Below are 17127 nucleotides of genomic sequence, written 5' to 3'. Positions count from 1 at the left end.
TTTTCCTCTTTTTAACGCTGACACAGACTGAAAACGCTATGAGCGAACATCAACCGAACATCCCTGTCCCTTCGAACACCCGGCCGCTGGAGAATTACAATCCACCGACCGATCCCTGGTTGCAGGTGATTTTTCAGGATGAGCACATCATGGTGGTTAATAAGCCAAGCGGTCTGCTGTCGGTACCGGGGAAATTAGCGGAGCATCAGGACAGCCTGATGACCCGCATTCAGCAGGAATTTCCGGTCGCGGAATCGGTACATCGGCTGGATATGTCGACCAGCGGCGTGATTGTCGTTGCATTGACCAAAGACGCCGAGCGTGAGCTCAAGCGCCAGTTCCGCGAACGCGAAACCAAGAAAGTGTATATCGCGCGGGTCTGGGGACGCATGGAAGAGGATTACGGCATCATTGATTTGCCGCTGATTTGTGATTATCCGAATCGGCCGAAGCAGAAAGTGTGTCACGAGACCGGTAAGAAGGCGCTAACACAGTACGAAGTGATGTCGTGGGATGATGATGGTACAACGCGCGTCAAACTGCGGCCTATCACCGGACGTTCGCATCAGTTGCGCGTTCATCTGCTGGCACTCGGGCATCCTATCCTCGGTGATAAATTCTATGCACATCCCGACGCACTGGCCGCCTCCTCCCGTCTGCAACTACACGCACAGGAGCTGTCTTTTTATCATCCGATTACCGATGCACCACTGGTGTTTAACTGCGAACCGGATTTTTAAGTGAAGTATTCAGTCCGTAAATGTAAAAAAGGCTGAATGTAAAAAAGGCGCTTAATTCAGCGCCTTTTGCTTTACGTTCCGGTCAGAAAGTCTTACTTAAACCCTTTCTCACGCTTGATAAGGTCATACGCCGCCTGAATCGACTGCGCTTTTTCCTTCGCCATTTCCATCATTTCTGGCGGTAAACCCTTCGCCACCAGTTTATCCGGATGGTGTTCGCTCATCAGCTTACGGTACGCACGCTTGATGGTGGTCGCATCGTCTGTGGCCTTCACGCCCAGCACTTTGCAGGCATCGGCCAGCGTCGGGCCCTGTTGCGCCTGATGATAGCCGCCACCATAAGACCGGCCGCCCTGCTGACTGCCGCCGAACTGCTGACCGCCTTCCATCATGCGCAGGAACTGATCGAACTGCATGCGCGAAATGCCGAGCTCTTCGGAGATCACATACAGCACTTCCCGTTCATTGGGATGCAACGAACCATCGGCATATGCGGCCTGGATTTGAATTTCCAGAAAAGTCCGTATCAGGTCGAAACGACCAAAACACGCACTGCGCAATTCCCGCATTTTTTCCCGCAACGGATAATTCAGTTCTTTACCGTCGCGAAAGGCGCGCTGCGCGGCATTGCGCTGCTCGCCGTGTAACTGCATACGTTCCATATAGAGGCTGGCTATCTGGATATCGGCCTCGGTAACCCTGCCTTTCGATTTAGTCAGATTCCCCATCACCTCAAACGTGGTGCGGAAGAAGATGGTTTGACGTGTCTGTTGATCGGTGAAATAACTGCGGCGTTTTGCTGCACGCGCTGTGTCAAACATATGCCCAATCAACAACCCTGATACAATCCCCCAGAAGCCTGTCCCTGACATATAGCCAAGGATAAGTCCGAGCAGTTTTCCCCAATACTGCATATACTCCTCAATTCGCCATGCCGTCGCTTAAAAATTGCTTTATCATAACCGGCATTTATCGTTGTGCCTAACGGCGGCAACGTAACAGGTGGGATTTAACACTAGCGCAACCATGATGAGTGAGATAGTCTCTGACCGTTTGCCGGCATGATGCCTCTGATGACGGAACACCATTTTACGTATGAAAAACAGACGTCTGAAAACACGCTTACCCACAATGCTGGCCGCCACAATCTGGTCGGCATTGTACAGTCACGGCGCAATGGCCGACCTTGCTGCACAATGTATGCTCGGCGTTCCGACCTATGACAAACCTCTGGTGCAGGGTGATCCTAACTCACTGCCTGTGACCATCAATGCCGATAAGGCCACCGGCAACTACCCTGATAACGCACTGTTTAGCGGAAACGTTAACGTCGTACAGGGCAACAGTACGCTGGATGCCGATCAGGTTCAGCTCAATCAAATCGCTAATCCTAATCAGCCCACACCGACCCGGACCGCCACGGCGACCGGCAACGTGCGTTATAACGATAACCAAATCAAGCTGAACGGACCAAAGGGTTTTGCGAACCTGACCACGAAAGATACCGATGTTCAGGACGGCAATTATCAGATGGTTGGCCGCCAGGGCCGGGGTGACGCCGACAAGATGAAGCAGCGTGATAACAACCGCTACACCATCATGGACAACGGCACATTCACCACTTGTTTGCCCGGCGACAATAGCTGGAGCGTTGTAGGGTCTGAAGTGATTCAGGATCGCCAGGAAGAAGTGGCAGAAATCTGGAATGCGCGCTTCCACATCGGCCCGGTGCCGGTGTTCTACAGCCCGTATATGCAGTTGCCTATCGGTGACCGCCGCCGTTCCGGTTTCCTTATCCCGAACGCGAAATACAGCAGCAACAACGGCTTCGGTGCAACCGTTCCTTTCTACTGGAACATCGCGCCTAACTACGATGCCACCATTACGCCAAACTATATGAGTAACCGTGGTCTGCAATTGCAGAACGAATTCCGTTACCTGACCGTAGCCGGTACAGGCTTGATGGAGTTTGACTACCTCGGTAACGATAAAGATACCTCTCGTACGAATGTTGCCGATGATGCAACCAAACGATGGATGTACTACTGGATACACTCAGGCGTGTATGACAAGGTATGGCGTTTTAACGTCGATTACACCAAAGTCAGCGATCCATATTACTTCAACGATTTTGATTCGAAATACGGTTCTAGTACCGACGGCTATGCGACGCAAAAATTCAGCGTCGGCTATGCCAATGAGAACTGGGATGCCACACTGGCCAGTAAACAGTTTCAGGTATTCACGAACTCTGGTAATCAAAACGCTTATCGTGCCCAACCACAGCTAGACGTTAACTACTATAAAAATGATGTTGGGCCTTTCGATCTGCACGTGTGGGGGCAAGCGGCCAAATTCACCAGCGTAAATCCGGATAACCCGGAAGCTGTACGTATGCATATTGAACCAACCATCAGCCTGCCGCTCAGTAATGGTTGGGGAAGTTTGGATAACGAAGTTAAGCTGATGGCCACTCATTATCAGCAAGATATTCCTGATGATAGTACCAATACCGAACTACGTTCATCGGTTAACCGTGTTATGCCTGAGTTTAAAAGCGACGGTAAAATGGTCTTTGACCGTAACATGGACTGGAACAGTGATTACACGCAAACGCTGGAGCCGCGTGTACAGTACCTGTACATCCCTTATCGTAATCAAAGCTCAATTAACGTCTATGACTCCACGCTGTTACAGTCCGACTATACCGGCCTGTTCCGTGATAAGAGCTACAGTGGACTCGACCGTATTGCCTCTGCTAATCAGGTGGCAAGTGGTTTAACAACACGTATTTATGATGAAGGCCTGGTAGAACGCTTCAATGCGTCTGCGGGTCAGATTTACTACTTCCAGCCACCGCGCACCGGCGATCAGAACAGCGCACTGGATAAAAATGATGATACCGGCAGCCTGGTCTGGGCCGGTGATACCTACTACAAAATCAACAATTTCTGGGGTGTTCGTGGCGGTGTGCAGTATGACACCCGTCTGGATTCGCTGGCCGTTGGTGATGCGGTCCTTGAGTACAAAGCTGACTCAGAAAGAATGATTCAGTTGAGCTACCGTTATGCCAGCCCGGAATATATTCAGGCAACATTGCCTAATGTGAAAAATGCAGGCTATCAGGACGGCATTTCTCAGGTTGGTGGTATCGCCAGCTGGCCAATCGCCGATCGCTGGGCGATTGTCGGTGCTTACTATTACGACACCAAAGCACAGCAGCCTGCGGACCAGTTAATCGGCCTGCAATACAACACCTGTTGCTGGGCTGTCAACGTCGGTTACGAACGTAAGATCACCAGCTATGAAAATTCCGAAAGTAAGTATGATAATAAGATTGGTTTCAACATTGAACTTAGAGGCCTTGGAAGTAATCAAACCCTCGGAACGAAAGAAATGTTGGCCACCGGCATACTGCCTTATCAACGCGCTTTCTAAGCCAGACGACACGTTTAACTCAGTGAACTTGAAACCCGCTTTGCGGATTAGACAAATGGAAAAAGTATGAAGAACTGGAGAACACTTCTCCTCGGCGTGACGCTTTGTGCCAGCACTGCGTTTGCAGCCCCTCAGGAAGTTGATAAAGTCGCCGCGGTTGTGAACAACGGCGTCGTGTTACAAAGTGATGTCGATGGCTTAATGCAGTCGGTTAAACAGCAAGCAGGCCAGGCTAAACAACAGCTGCCTGATGATGCGACCTTACGCCACCAGATCCTTGATCGTTTGATCATGGACCAGATTCAGCTTCAGATGGCATCGAAGATGGGTATCACACTGACCGATCAGGACGTGGATAAAGCCATTGCCGGGATTGCTCAGCAAAATAACATCACCGTAGATCAGCTGCGCAGCCGTCTGGCTTACGACGGTCTGAACTTCAGCACCTACCGCGCCCAGATCCGTAAAGAAATGCTGATCAGCGAAGTGCGTAACGGCGAAGTCCGTCGTCGCGTCACTATCTTGCCTCAGGAAGTGGAACAGTTGTCCAAACAGGTGGCAGCACAAAACGGCGGCAGCGCTGAGTTCAATCTCAGCCACATCCTGTTGCCACTGCCGGAAAATCCGTCGCAGGATCAGGTTGATGCTGCTGAAGAACAGGCGAAGAAAATTGTCGCTGATCTGAATAACGGTGCCGACTTCGGCAAACTGGCAATCACTTATTCAGCTGACTCGCAGGCACTGAAAGGCGGTAATATGGGCTGGGGCAAATTGCAGGAACTTCCTTCCCTGTTTGCACAGGCGCTGAGCACCGCACAGAAAGGCCAGATCATCGGCCCAATCCGTTCAGGTGTCGGTTTCCATATTCTGAAAGTGAACGATATCCGTGGCGATAACAAAACGGTGTCCGTCACCGAAGTCCATGCACGTCACATCCTTTTGAAACCTTCTGTGGTAATGACAGACGCGCAGGCGAAGGCCAAACTGGAACAGGTTGCTGCTGATATCAAGAGCGGTAAAGCGACGTTTGCTGACGAAGCCAAACAAATTTCTCAGGATCCGGGTTCTGCCCTTCAGGGTGGTGACTTAGGCTGGGCGTCTCCTGACATGTACGATCCGGCGTTCCGCGATGCGCTGATGAACCTGAAAAAAGGCCAGATGAGCGCACCGGTGCACTCTTCCTTCGGCTGGCATCTGATCGAACTGCTCGATACCCGTCAGGTCGATAAAACCGATGCAGCACAGAAAGAGCGCGCTTACCGCATGCTGTTCAACCGTAAGTTTGCGGAAGAAGCGCAGACGTGGATGCAGGAACAACGTGCTGAAGCGTATGTGAAAATTATGGATGGTAATGGTAAATAATACTTCCGTGACAAAATCTGTGGTCATCACCCCCGGCGAGCCTGCCGGGGTTGGGCCGGATTTGGTACTGGCGCTGGCTCAGCAGGCATGGCCTGTTGAGTTGGTGGTATGTGCCGATCCGGCCCTGCTGCTTGAACGAGCAGAGAAACTGGGTCTGAGTATTCAGTTACGCGACTATCAACAAGGCCGTCCTGCACAACCCCAGGCCGCAGGGACGCTGACGGTACTGCCGGTGAAAACTGCAGCGCCAGTCACAGCGGGCAGGCTTGACGTAGCGAACAGCCCGTACGTGGTAGAAACCCTCGCCAGAGCCTGTGACGGCGCAATCAGCGGTGAATTTGCTGCACTGATTACCGGTCCGGTGCAAAAGAGCATCATTAATGATGCTGGCATTCCGTTTATCGGCCATACCGAATTCTTTGCTGACCGCAGCCACTGCGATCGCGTGGTTATGATGCTGGCGACGGAAGAACTGCGCGTCGCGCTGGCGACCACGCATTTACCCTTGCTGGCCGTGCCAGGTGCCATTACCCGTCAAAGTCTGCATGAAGTGATCACCATTCTTCATCATGATCTGAAAACCAAATTCGGCATTGCAGAACCGCAGATTTACGTGTGCGGCTTGAATCCGCATGCCGGAGAAGGCGGTCATATGGGACACGAAGAGATCGACACGATCATTCCTGCATTAGAGGAACTGCGCCAGCAGGGAATGAATCTGATCGGCCCGCTGCCCGCGGATACTCTTTTCCAGCCGAAATATCTGCAACACGCCGATGCTGTTTTATCGATGTATCACGATCAGGGCCTTCCGGTGCTAAAATATCAGGGATTCGGTCGCGCAGTGAATATCACGCTTGGCCTGCCCTTTATCCGGACTTCCGTTGATCACGGTACCGCACTTGAACTTGCCGCCACCGGCACCGCCGATGCGGGCAGTTTCAGGACAGCAATAAATCTCGCCATTCGTATGGCAATCAATACTTTTGATCCACAACAAACTGATAAATAAAAACAATGAATAGTAGAGTCCACCAGGGGCACTTTGCCCGTAAACGTTTCGGCCAGAACTTTTTAACCGATCAATTTGTGATTGATAGCATCGTGTCGGCCATTCACCCTATGCCAGGGCAAGCGGTGGTCGAAATCGGACCCGGTCTGGCAGCGTTGACGGCACCGGTCGCTTCACGTCTGGACAGCATGACGGTTATCGAAATTGACCGTGATTTGGCTGCACGTTTGGAGAGCAATCCTAAGTTTCAGGGCAAATTACGCGTCATTCAGTCTGATGCGATGAAAATCAATTTCGCGGAACTGTCAGAAGAGCTCGGCCAGCCGCTGCGCGTCTTCGGTAACCTGCCGTATAACATCTCTACCCCACTGATGTTCCATCTGTTCACCTACACCAACGCCATCAAAGACATGCACTTCATGTTGCAGAAGGAAGTGGTTAACCGTCTGGTTGCAGGGCCGAACAGCAAAGCGTATGGTCGTTTAACCGTCATGGCGCAGTATTACTGTAACGTGATCCCGGTTCTGGAGGTTCCACCAGAATCCTTCACGCCGGCGCCAAAAGTGGATTCCGCCGTGGTGCGTTTGATTCCACACGACGTGATCCCTTATCCGGTTTCCGATATCCGAATTCTGAGCCGTCTGACGACCGATGCGTTTAACCAGCGTCGCAAGACAATCCGAAACAGCCTCGGTCACTTGTTCACACCAGAACAGATGAGCGATTTGGGTCTGGATCTGTCGATGCGTGCTGAAAATATTTCTGTTGAGCAATTCTGTAAACTGGCTAACTGGTTATCTACCCGACCGAAAACGACAGAACCCCAGGAGTAGCGATATGCTTAATTCGCCCCGCGTTTGTGTTCAGGTGCAAAGTGTCTACATTGAGTCTCAGTCGATACCTGAAGAAGAGCGTTTCGTCTTCGCCTACACCATTACCATTCGCAATCTGGGGCGTTTTAACGTGCAACTCCTGCGCCGTTACTGGCTCATCACCAACAGTAACGGTCAGCAAACGGAAGTACAGGGTGAAGGTGTCATCGGCGAACAGCCATTGATCCTACCCGGCAGTGAGTTTCACTACACCAGTGGTGCTGTTCTCGAAACGCCGCTCGGTACCATGGAAGGCCATTATGAAATGGTCGCACAAGACGGTGAAATCTTCCGTGTGCCGGTTCCGGTCTTCCGCCTCGCCATCCCTACACTGATAAATTAATCCTCTATGTCGACATACCTTATTGGTGATGTTCACGGCTGCATCGATGAACTCAAGGCGCTATTGGCGCAGGTGGATTTTAATCCGCAAAATGATTGTCTCTGGCTGACAGGCGATTTAGTCGCCCGTGGCCCGTCATCCCTCGAGGTTCTGCGTTTTGTCAGCGGTCTGGGCGATTCTGTACGCATGGTGCTTGGTAACCACGATCTGCATCTGCTGGCAGTGTTCGCAGGGATCAGCTTTAACAAACCGAAAGATCGTATTACACCGCTGCTTGAAGCAGAAGATGCGGATGAGCTGATCAACTGGCTGCGGCGCCAGCCCGTTCTGCAGGTGGATGAAGAGCTGAAGCTGGTGATGGCCCACGCAGGGATCACACCGCAATGGGATCTGGAGACCGCGCAGATGTGCGCGCGTGAAGTGGAAGCCGTGCTGCGAAGCGATACCTATCCACTTTTCCTCGACGCGATGTACGGCGATATGCCAAACAACTGGCATCCGGAACTCACGGGTCTGGCACGCCTGCGTTTTAGCACCAATGCATTTACCCGTATGCGTTACTGCTTCCCGAACGGGCAGCTGGATATGATCTGCAAAGACACGCCTGAAAATGCGCCGAAGCCGCTTAAACCGTGGTTTGATATTCCCGGGCCGTTGCAGGAAGCAGGATACAGTATTGCGTTCGGTCACTGGGCCTCACTTGAAGGCAAAGGCGCACCGGAAGGCATTTATGCGCTGGATACAGGCTGTTGCTGGGGTGGTGACATGACGATGCTGCGCTGGGAAGATAAAACCTATTTCACCGAACCTTCCCACCGCCGGCCTGAAAAAGAGAAGGCGGTCATACCGAAAGCTATCTGAACAGGCTTTTACCGCACGCTGAAAAACAAAAGGCACCTTCAAAGAGGTGCCTTTTTGCTGAATGCTATTATGACATCAGGCGCGGCGGTCAAGGATCTCGAAGCAGTAGCCGTGAGAGTTCTGCTCGTCAGCGTCGTGGAATTCACTGAAGGTGCTTTCCCAGTCATCCGGCTCGTAGTCAGGGAAATGCGTATCCCCTTCGACTTCGGCATCGATGTGGGTCAGATATAAACGGTTCGCTTTCGGCAGGAACTGCTCATAGACCCGGCCTCCTCCCATCACCATGACTTCTTCCACACCACCGGCCGCGGCAAGTGCTGCATCAACAGAGGTCACCCAGGTCACGCCTTCGTGCTCACCGGGTTTAGAGCTGATGACAATATTCAGTCGGCCAGGTAAAGGGCGCCCTATCGACTCAAACGTTTTGCGACCCATGATGACGGGTTTATTGAGCGTATTACGCTTAAACCAGGCCAGATCACCGGGTAAATGCCAAGGCATAGCGTTTTCCATGCCAATAACGCGATCGGTCGCCAGTGCGGCGATCAGGCTAATAATCATTATGAAACCCTGTGTAGATAAGGAATAAAACCGTGACCCGAAAAAAGAGCTGCCACTATACGGAAACCCCTATCAGCCGTCGATAGGGAGACTCACGCTTTACAAAGATATAAGCGTACTCTTAACAGACTTACACACCGGGACGTTTGCGATACAGCCAGAGCCCCGGTAAAGATAATCCAATCGATAATGCCCCGACGATAAAGCTGGCCTTCAGGAAATTGGTGACCATGGTAGACATCAGCACTTCGCTATAGCCGAGGTGCGAAATCTCCACCATTGAGATCATCGCCGTGTATGCAGAAATGCCGGGGAACATGGGGATAACGGCCGCCACCGTGAAAACTTTAGGGTGCGCCAGCAGCCATCGCGACCAGCGGATCCCTATGATGCCAATCAGTATAGCCGCCAGCAGAGAAGCCCACTCAATGTTTATCCCACCGTGCATCATCAGCATACGGGAGCCGTGTCCCAGCGCACCGAGCAGCGCACAATAGCGCAACGCCCGTGGCGGGACATTGAACACCATCGCAAAACCCAGCGCCGGTACTGCGGCCAGCAACATATCCTGAATCAGTGCCCATAAGAGACTCATGACCATCCCCGCAATCCCCACACCGCCATAGCTATTACCACACCGATGCAAGTCGCCAGCGTCAGCAGACTGGCCATCGCCCAGCGTGCCAGCCCGGTATTTACGTGGCCTTTGAACATATCGGCTACCGCATTAATCAGCGGAAAACCGGGCACTAGTAACAACACGCTGGCGGCCATCGCCACGTTCGAAGTCTGTTGGAAAAAATCGAGACGCATGAGTAAACCGGAAATCGACGTCGCGACAAAAGCAGTGCAGCAAAAGTTGATCAGCGGATTCATGTGGCGAATAGTCATCGTCTGGCGTACCGCCATCGCCACGCCGCTGGCTAAAAATGTCACGCTGAACGCATCCCAGCCGCCGCCGTTAAGTTTACTGAAACAACCGCAGGACAGCGCCACCATCAGGATCATCATCCAGCGGGGATAGCGTAGCGGCTTAATGTGGCTCAGACGCTTCGCCACCAGCGAAGCGTCGAGCAGTTTATGCTCAGCCAGGATCACCGTATGCTGCACTTCGGTCACCACCTGCATGTTGATCCCGCGATCAACATTTTTGCGCGTCGATGTGAGGCAATAGCCGCCGCACAGCGTGCTGAGCACCACGGCGTTGGCTGAAATCGAGCTTTCCACCCGATCCATGCCCAGCGCAATACCCAGTCGCGCTGGCAGTTGTTCAACCAGCATACTTTCGGCACCGTGCTGTAACAGCAGCAGCGCACACTCGATACACAGCCGGGTAATCTCACGCTGATAATGTGCCTGCGGACTTTCACGTTCCTGATATTCAACGACAGAGTCTTGCATACCGTTACCGCCCGTAAAAAAAGCCAATAAGTGTGATACGCCGAAGTGAAGATTGACGTATCATGCGGCCTTATTTTGTTCTGAACATTGACGACGGTTACTTTCATGCTTGAAACCTCCCTTTTTGTTGCCAGTATCGCCTTCCTCGGCATGCTCTCTCCCGGTCCTGATTTCTTTCTGGTGATCAAAAATGCGGCCCGTTATCCTCGCGTTGCGGCACTGATGACATCGTTTGGGGTGATTTGTGGCGTGATCACGCATATGTCTTACTGCGTCGCGGGTCTGGCTGTCGTTATTACCACCACGCCGTGGCTGTTTGATTTATTAAAATACGTCGGGGCGGCTTATCTGATTTGGGTGGGTATTCAGGCACTGTTTTCACGCAGCAACAGCAAAATGAATCTGGATGGGCTGGAGCCGCAACAGGTGAAACTGCGCACGGCGTTTGTGCAGGGTTATCTGTGCAACTTGCTAAATCCAAAGGCGACGCTGTTTTTCCTGGCGATGTTTACCCAGGTCTTGCAGATCGACTCCAGCATCGGCGAAAAACTCTGGTACGCCTCGATTATCGTCGGTCTTTCTACTGTCTGGTGGCCTTCACTGGCTCTGCTCATTCAAAGCGCGCCGGTGCGTCGTGGTCTGGCGAAAGCGCAGAAGATTATCGATAAACTGTTGGGCGGTGTGTTGATTGGTTTAGGCATCAAAGTGGCACTGAGCTGATAAAAAACTCCCCAAAAAGCCGGTGCATTTCGGGCACCGGCTTCTGGTTTCATCCTTCGTTAACTCTTCGCTTCAATCACTTCATTCTCCGGCGCTTTGCCGTCGATACTGCCCCGCCAGCCCTGTTGTTGCTCTGAGGCCAGACGTTCCTGATCCTGCTCGATCGCCGCACTCAGCATATCCTTCGCACGCTGCATACTGGCGATACGGAACTCGGTATCTTCGTAATTTGCAACCGTCGCCTCCAGCATCTTCAGGTTATAACGACGGAACAGATCGGCTTTTTCACGGGCTTCATAGGCATCCAGCCCCAGCGTTTCCAACACTTCGCGGCCAACACGCAAAGAACCTTCGAACAATTCACGCTCCGGCGCTTCCACGCCTAACTGACGCAACTGATACCAGTGATCGACATCTCGCGCACGGGCGATAATCTTCAGATTCGGGAAATGCTCTTTCGCCAGCGCGGTCAGTTGCAGGTTAGCTTCAACATCATCGATGGCGTTGATAAGCACCCTGGCTTGCGCAGCACCTGCGGATTCCAGCAAATCCACACGCGTCGCGTCACCGTAAAACACCTTGGTACCAAACTTACGCAGCGTTTCGATGTGATCAGGGTCGTGATCCAACACGACGGTATGCACGTTATTCGCCAGCAGCAAACGACCGGCAATCTGCCCGAAGCGGCCAAAACCGGCGATAATCACCTGCGCGTTTTCATCATCGATAGTGTCCTGCGGGCGATCGTCTTGCGGCGCATTACGTTCCATACGTGCGGCGAGAACCAGCAGCAGTGGGGTAACCGCCATCGATAGCGCGACGGCCAGCGTCAGCGCTTTCGCCCATTCGACCGGCAATACACCGGCCATTTGCGCAGTGCTGAAAATCACGAAGGCAAACTCACTCCCCTGCCCGATGAGAATGGCAAACAGTCCACGCTGTTTTTTCGGTACGCCCAGCCACGGTGCGACCAGCCACAGCAGGGCAGCTTTTAGCGCCATAAAGCCGACCAGCAATGTGGCAATCAACAACGGCTGATGGACCAGCGTGCCAAAGTCGATAGACATACCCACACCGATAAAGAACAGTCCGAGCAACAAACCTTTAAACGGCTGAATATCGCTTTCCAGCGCGTGACGGTATTCAGAGCTCGCCAGTAGCACCCCCGCCAGAAACGCGCCCATTGCCATCGACATGCCCGCCATTTCCAGCAGAATGCCGAAGCCGAACACCAGAAAAAGTGCCACGGCGCTGAACACTTCGCGCATCCCGGAGCGCGCTACAAAATGCAGCAGCGGACGCGTGACATAGCGCCCGAGCAGAACCACCAGCACCAGCGCACCGGCGACTTTCGCGGCGGACAACCCGAAGCTCATCAGCGTGGTGGCTTCGCCGGTACTCGCCAGCAGCGGGATCATGGCGACCAAAGGGATCGCCGCAATGTCCTGGAACAGCAGAACGGCAAAGGCGCTGCGCCCGATTGGCGCGGCAGTCAGGCTTCGTTCACTCATCGCCTGCATGGCAATGGCGGTGGAAGACAGCGCCAGCGTCAGGCCGATCAGCATCGCGATTTTCCAGTCCAGGCCAAGGAAGTAGCAAAAGGCACTGAGCACTATGCCGCAGCCGACCATCTGAATACTGCCACCGCCAAAGACCGAGGCGCGCATGGTCCATAAACGTTTAGGATCCAGTTCGAGGCCGATGACAAATAACATCAGCACTACGCCGATTTCCGCAAAGGTCAGAATTGATTCGGCGTCCGAGACCAGCTTAAGTCCCCACGGGCCAATGATACAACCGGCGATGAGATACCCCAGAACGGAACCTAATCCAAGGCGTACCGCGATCGGTACAAATAACGCCGCCGAACCGAGATAAATCAGCCCTTCAATCATCAGATTATGGTTGTCCATTTTCGACCTCCGGCGCACAGCCTTCTTTCAGGCTCAGACAGGCGGTTAAACGCCTGCGGTATTCTTCGCCCGCCGCTTTCAGCGCGACTTCATCGCAGATAAACGTATTGTGCACCGCAAAGTACGGCTGCCAGTGCATGCCGCAGTAGACCGCCGTCGCCTGTAAAGGCTGCGCCAGCACGTCGAAGTTCGGGTGATCGCCGAGCTCAAAATGATGCTCATTGCCGCCGGTGGTTACGGCCCACAAACAATGTTTGCCGTTCAATGCGTTGCCTTCGTGGCCATAAGCCCAGCCGTGCTCCAGCACTTTATCGATCCACAGTTTTAGCAGCGGGGGGAGGCTGTACCATTGAATCGGATGTTGAAACACCACCATATCGGCGCGTTCAACGGCTTTCTGTTCGGCATTCACATCGATGTTGAAGTCGGGGTAAAGATCGTACAGCGAACGGATTTCTACGTTCGGCAGGTCTTTTACCGCCGCGAGTAATCCCTGATTGGCCCGCGAATGGCGCGGATAAGGGTGGGCGTAAATGATTAAAATCATGCAAGTCTCTTGTCTTATTTTATTTACTTCAGCATACGCAACTTTCGGCATTCTGGTAAAAGTCGGATGCATAAAATGAAAAAGGCGCAGCTTTCGCCGCGCCTTTTGCTAACCAATTATGCCATTAGCCTTTGATTTTCGCGTGCATTTCCTGCACTGAAATCACCTGCTCGGTCGGGTCAGAAGACAGCGCCATCGCCGTGGCGAAACCGCCGTTCAGCGTGGTGTCGTAATGCACTTTGTATTGCAGTGCGCTGCGACGGATCAGCTTGGAGTCTTCAATCGCCTGACGGCCAGCCGTGGTATTGACGATATACACATACTCACCGTTTTTAATACGGTCCTGAATGTGTGGACGGCCTTCATGCACCTTGTTGACCAGACGAGGGTTTATCCCGGCTTCGCCCAGCACCACTGCAGTACCGTGCGTCGCGTCCAGTTCGAAGCCACGTTTCAGCAGTTTCGCCGCCAAATCGACTACGCGACCTTTATCGCCTTCACGCACAGACAACAGTGCGCGCCCCGCTTTCTTCATACCTGAGTTGCTGCCGAGTTGCGCTTTGGCAAAGGCTTCAGCGAAGGTGCGTCCGACGCCCATAACTTCACCGGTAGAACGCATTTCCGGCCCCAGTATCGGGTCAACGCCAGGGAATTTGTTGAACGGCAGCACCACTTCTTTCACGGAGTAGTAAGGCGGGATAACTTCTTCTGTGATGCCCTGCTGTGCCAGCGTCTGGCCTGCCATCACGCGGGCAGCAACTTTCGCCAGCGGTACGCCGGTCGCTTTGGAGACGAACGGCACGGTACGTGCGGCACGCGGGTTGACTTCAATCAGATAAACTTCGTTATTCTTCACCGCGAACTGGACGTTCATCAGACCACGAACGCTCAGCTCGAAGGCCAGTTTCTCTACCTGATGACGCATCACGTCCTGAATTTCTTTGCTCAGCGTGTAGCACGGCAGAGAACATGCAGAGTCACCGGAGTGCACACCAGCCTGCTCGATGTGTTCCATGATGCCGCCAATCAGTACGCGTTCACCGTCGCAGATAGCATCAACGTCTACTTCTACCGCATCATCCAGGAAGCGATCCAGCAGAACCGGCGCGTCGTTGGAGACGCTGACAGCATTCTGGAAGTAACGGCGCAGGTCGATTTCGTCATACACGATTTCCATCGCGCGACCACCCAGAACATAAGACGGGCGCACCACCAGCGGATAACCGATACCGCTGGCTTTCTCAACCGCTTGTTCGATGGTTGCCACGGTGGCGTTCGCCGGCTGTTTCAGGCCCAGGCGATGAACCGCCTGCTGGAAACGTTCGCGGTCTTCGGCACGGTCAATAGCGTCCGGGCTGGTGCCAATAATCGGCACGCCAGCAGCCTCCAGTTCACGCGCCAGCTTCAGCGGAGTCTGGCCGCCGTACTGCACGATGACGCCTTTTGGCTTCTCAATGCGCACGATTTCCAGCACGTCTTCCAGCGTGACGGATTCGAAGTACAAACGGTCTGAGGTGTCGTAATCGGTGGATACGGTTTCCGGGTTACAGTTCACCATGATGGTTTCGTAACCGTCTTCACGCAGCGCCAGTGAGGCATGTACGCAGCAGTAATCGAACTCGATGCCCTGACCGATACGGTTCGGACCACCGCCCAACACCATGATTTTTGGCTTGTCGTTGGTCGGGTTGGATTCGCACTCTTCTTCATACGTGGAGTACATGTAAGCGGTATCGGTAGAAAATTCCGCCGCACAGGTATCAACACGTTTGTAGACTGGGTGCAGATTGTATTTATGGCGCAGTTTGCGCACTTCGCTTTCTGAAACGCCGACCAGAGTGGCCAGACGCAGGTCAGCAAAGCCTTTGCGTTTAAGCATGCGCAGGTAGTCGTGGGTCAGGATGTTGAAGCCGCCTTCGGCCACTTCATTTTCCAGTTTCACCAGCTCTTCAATCTGCACCAGGAACCAGCGGTCAACGTTGGTCAGGTTGAAGATACCGTCCACGGACATCCCGGCACGGAAGGCGTCGGCGATGTACCAGATACGTTCGGCACCGGCTTCTTTCAGTTCGCGACGGATTTTGGTCAGCGCTTCCGGGTCATCCAGATTCACTTTCGGGTCAAAGCCGCTCGCACCCACTTCCAGACCGCGCAACGCTTTTTGCAGGGATTCCTGCTGCGTGCGGCCGATCGCCATCACTTCGCCGACAGATTTCATCTGCGTGGTCAGACGGTCGTTAGCACCGGCAAATTTTTCGAAGTTGAAGCGAGGAATCTTCGTCACAACGTAGTCGATGGAGGGTTCGAACGATGCAGGCGTTTTGCCGCCGGTGATGTCGTTCATCAGTTCATCGAGGGTATAACCTACCGCCAGTTTGGCCGCCACTTTCGCAATCGGGAAACCGGTCGCTTTTGATGCCAGTGCGGACGAACGGGAAACGCGTGGGTTCATTTCGATAACAATCAGACGGCCATTTTTCGGGTTCACCGAGAACTGGACGTTGGAGCCACCGGTTTCCACGCCGATTTCACGCAGTACCGCCATCGAGGCGTTACGCATGATTTGGTATTCTTTGTCGGTCAGGGTCTGCGCCGGTGCCACAGTGATGGAGTCACCCGTATGGATACCCATCGCATCGAAGTTTTCGATAGAGCAGACGATGATGCAGTTATCGTTTTTATCACGCACCACTTCCATCTCGTACTCTTTCCAGCCAATCAGCGACTCATCAATCAGCAGCTCTTTGGTAGGAGACAGATCCAGACCGCGCTCGCAAATCTCTTCAAACTCTTCGCGGTTATACGCGATACCGCCACCGGTACCACCCATGGTAAATGATGGGCGAATGATGCAAGGGAAACCGACGTCAGCAGCAACTGCCAGCGCTTCTTCCATGGTGTGGGCGATGCCCGAACGCGCAGTATCCAGTCCGATTTTCTTCATCGCCACGTCGAAACGGCGGCGGTCTTCGGCTTTATCAATGGCATCTGCGGTTGCGCCAATCATGGTCACGCCGAATTCTTCCAGCACGCCCTGACGTTCCAGTTCCAGCGCGCAGTTCAGTGCGGTCTGGCCACCCATGGTTGGCAGCACAGCGTCCGGACGCTCTTTTTCGATGATTTTACGTACCACTTCCCAGGTGATTGGCTCGATGTAAGTCGCATCGGCCATATCCGGGTCAGTCATGATGGTCGCCGGGTTCGAGTTCACCAGAATGACGCGGTAACCTTCTTCACGCAGCGCTTTACACGCCTGCGCACCCGAGTAGTCAAATTCACAAGCCTGGCCGATGACAATCGGGCCTGCGCCGAGGATCAGGATGCTTTTTATGTCTGTACGTTTTGGCATTTTTTATT

15 protein-coding genes are annotated in these 17127 nt (G+C 53.3%); 8 read left to right on the top strand and 7 right to left on the bottom strand.

Translation table 11 applies throughout. The features are described 5' to 3' along the window. Positions 1 to 38 precede the first annotated feature (38 nt). Positions 39 to 740 (top strand): bifunctional tRNA pseudouridine(32) synthase/23S rRNA pseudouridine(746) synthase RluA, encoded by a 702-nt coding sequence (rluA, locus tag GE278_03385; GenBank protein ID QLK59887.1) that lies wholly within the window; start codon positions 39 to 41, stop codon positions 738 to 740. A gap of 92 nt (positions 741 to 832) precedes the next feature. Here the strand turns inward: rluA and djlA are convergent, their stop codons facing one another. Next, positions 833 to 1654 carry a co-chaperone DjlA gene (gene djlA, locus GE278_03380; GenBank protein ID QLK59886.1) on the bottom strand — a complete coding sequence of 274 codons (822 nt, stop codon included), beginning with the start codon at positions 1652 to 1654 and terminating at the stop codon, positions 833 to 835. A 181-nt stretch (positions 1655 to 1835) separates the two neighbouring features. On the opposite strand from djlA, the gene lptD reads away from it, so the two are divergent. The 6 genes from lptD (at position 1836) to apaH (ending at position 8628) form a co-directional block, all read left to right on the top strand. Further along, positions 1836 to 4178: an LPS assembly protein LptD gene (gene lptD, locus GE278_03375; protein QLK59885.1), complete on the top strand. Its 2343-nt coding sequence runs from the start codon at positions 1836 to 1838 to the stop codon at positions 4176 to 4178. A gap of 66 nt (positions 4179 to 4244) precedes the next feature. After that, on the top strand, positions 4245 to 5540 hold the full coding sequence (gene surA / locus GE278_03370) for a peptidylprolyl isomerase SurA (GenBank protein ID QLK59884.1): 1296 nt from the start codon (positions 4245 to 4247) through the stop codon (positions 5538 to 5540). Further along, entirely contained in the window at positions 5530 to 6552 is a 1023-nt protein-coding gene (gene pdxA, locus GE278_03365) for a 4-hydroxythreonine-4-phosphate dehydrogenase PdxA (GenBank protein QLK59883.1), read from the top strand. Before surA ends, pdxA begins: the two co-directional genes overlap by 11 nt. Before the next feature lie 5 nt (positions 6553 to 6557). Continuing rightward, a complete protein-coding gene (rsmA, locus tag GE278_03360) occupies positions 6558 to 7385 on the top strand; it encodes a 16S rRNA (adenine(1518)-N(6)/adenine(1519)-N(6))-dimethyltransferase RsmA (protein ID QLK59882.1) in 828 nt (275 codons plus the stop codon). Between the two features lie 4 nt (positions 7386 to 7389). After that, the gene (apaG, locus tag GE278_03355) at positions 7390 to 7767 is read left to right on the top strand and encodes a Co2+/Mg2+ efflux protein ApaG (GenBank protein QLK59881.1); all 378 of its coding nucleotides are present in this window, start codon (positions 7390 to 7392) and stop codon (positions 7765 to 7767) included. 6 nt (positions 7768 to 7773) lie between these two features. Further along, on the top strand, positions 7774 to 8628 hold the full coding sequence (gene apaH / locus GE278_03350; protein QLK59880.1) for a bis(5'-nucleosyl)-tetraphosphatase (symmetrical): 855 nt from the start codon (positions 7774 to 7776) through the stop codon (positions 8626 to 8628). A 75-nt stretch (positions 8629 to 8703) separates the two neighbouring features. Here apaH and folA read toward each other — a convergent pair whose 3' ends face one another. From folA to GE278_03335, 3 genes are all read right to left on the bottom strand, one after another. Further along, complete coding sequence (gene folA, locus GE278_03345) at positions 8704 to 9189, bottom strand: type 3 dihydrofolate reductase (GenBank protein QLK59879.1); 486 nt, start codon at positions 9187 to 9189, stop codon at positions 8704 to 8706. 130 nt (positions 9190 to 9319) lie between these two features. Next, positions 9320 to 9790, bottom strand: coding sequence for a threonine/serine exporter (locus GE278_03340; protein ID QLK59878.1), 471 nt, complete (start codon positions 9788 to 9790; stop codon positions 9320 to 9322). Continuing rightward, positions 9781 to 10590 carry a threonine/serine exporter gene (locus GE278_03335; protein ID QLK59877.1) on the bottom strand — a complete coding sequence of 270 codons (810 nt, stop codon included), beginning with the start codon at positions 10588 to 10590 and terminating at the stop codon, positions 9781 to 9783. The genes GE278_03340 and GE278_03335 overlap by 10 nt, the downstream gene beginning before the upstream one ends. 105 nt (positions 10591 to 10695) lie before the next feature. Here GE278_03335 and GE278_03330 point away from each other — a divergent pair, with 105 nt between their 5' ends. Next, complete coding sequence (locus tag GE278_03330; protein ID QLK59876.1) at positions 10696 to 11310, top strand: LysE family translocator; 615 nt, start codon at positions 10696 to 10698, stop codon at positions 11308 to 11310. Between the two features lie 59 nt (positions 11311 to 11369). Here GE278_03330 and kefC read toward each other — a convergent pair whose 3' ends face one another. From kefC to carB, 3 genes are all read right to left on the bottom strand, one after another. Continuing rightward, complete coding sequence (gene kefC, locus GE278_03325; GenBank protein QLK59875.1) at positions 11370 to 13223, bottom strand: glutathione-regulated potassium-efflux system protein KefC; 1854 nt, start codon at positions 13221 to 13223, stop codon at positions 11370 to 11372. Next, positions 13210 to 13770 carry a glutathione-regulated potassium-efflux system oxidoreductase KefF gene (gene kefF, locus GE278_03320; GenBank protein QLK59874.1) on the bottom strand — a complete coding sequence of 187 codons (561 nt, stop codon included), beginning with the start codon at positions 13768 to 13770 and terminating at the stop codon, positions 13210 to 13212. Before kefF ends, kefC begins: the two co-directional genes overlap by 14 nt. Positions 13771 to 13894: 124 nt before the next feature. After that, positions 13895 to 17119 (bottom strand): carbamoyl-phosphate synthase large subunit, encoded by a 3225-nt coding sequence (carB, locus tag GE278_03315; protein ID QLK59873.1) that lies wholly within the window; start codon positions 17117 to 17119, stop codon positions 13895 to 13897. Positions 17120 to 17127 lie beyond the last annotated feature (8 nt).

This window comes from Enterobacteriaceae bacterium Kacie_13 (assembly GCA_013457415.1).
Lineage (GTDB): Bacteria > Pseudomonadota > Gammaproteobacteria > Enterobacterales > Enterobacteriaceae > Rahnella.
Note: the sequence above shows the minus strand (reverse complement) of the source record. Positions and strands in the feature narration are given on the sequence as shown.

What these genes read in the sequence shown, in the direction of transcription:
- rluA (QLK59887.1), top strand. Translation starts at nt 39, where the DNA reads ATGAGCGAACATCAACCGAACATCCCTGTCCCTTCGAACACCCGGCCG.
- djlA (QLK59886.1), bottom strand. Translation starts at nt 1,654, where the DNA reads ATGCAGTATTGGGGAAAACTGCTCGGACTTATCCTTGGCTATATGTCA.
- lptD (QLK59885.1), top strand. Translation starts at nt 1,836, where the DNA reads ATGAAAAACAGACGTCTGAAAACACGCTTACCCACAATGCTGGCCGCC.
- surA (QLK59884.1), top strand. Translation starts at nt 4,245, where the DNA reads ATGAAGAACTGGAGAACACTTCTCCTCGGCGTGACGCTTTGTGCCAGC.
- pdxA (QLK59883.1), top strand. Translation starts at nt 5,530, where the DNA reads ATGGTAAATAATACTTCCGTGACAAAATCTGTGGTCATCACCCCCGGC.
- rsmA (QLK59882.1), top strand. Translation starts at nt 6,558, where the DNA reads ATGAATAGTAGAGTCCACCAGGGGCACTTTGCCCGTAAACGTTTCGGC.
- apaG (QLK59881.1), top strand. Translation starts at nt 7,390, where the DNA reads ATGCTTAATTCGCCCCGCGTTTGTGTTCAGGTGCAAAGTGTCTACATT.
- apaH (QLK59880.1), top strand. Translation starts at nt 7,774, where the DNA reads ATGTCGACATACCTTATTGGTGATGTTCACGGCTGCATCGATGAACTC.
- folA (QLK59879.1), bottom strand. Translation starts at nt 9,189, where the DNA reads ATGATTATTAGCCTGATCGCCGCACTGGCGACCGATCGCGTTATTGGC.
- GE278_03340 (QLK59878.1), bottom strand. Translation starts at nt 9,790, where the DNA reads ATGGTCATGAGTCTCTTATGGGCACTGATTCAGGATATGTTGCTGGCC.
- GE278_03335 (QLK59877.1), bottom strand. Translation starts at nt 10,590, where the DNA reads ATGCAAGACTCTGTCGTTGAATATCAGGAACGTGAAAGTCCGCAGGCA.
- GE278_03330 (QLK59876.1), top strand. Translation starts at nt 10,696, where the DNA reads ATGCTTGAAACCTCCCTTTTTGTTGCCAGTATCGCCTTCCTCGGCATG.
- kefC (QLK59875.1), bottom strand. Translation starts at nt 13,223, where the DNA reads ATGGACAACCATAATCTGATGATTGAAGGGCTGATTTATCTCGGTTCG.
- kefF (QLK59874.1), bottom strand. Translation starts at nt 13,770, where the DNA reads ATGATTTTAATCATTTACGCCCACCCTTATCCGCGCCATTCGCGGGCC.
- carB (QLK59873.1), bottom strand. Translation starts at nt 17,119, where the DNA reads ATGCCAAAACGTACAGACATAAAAAGCATCCTGATCCTCGGCGCAGGC.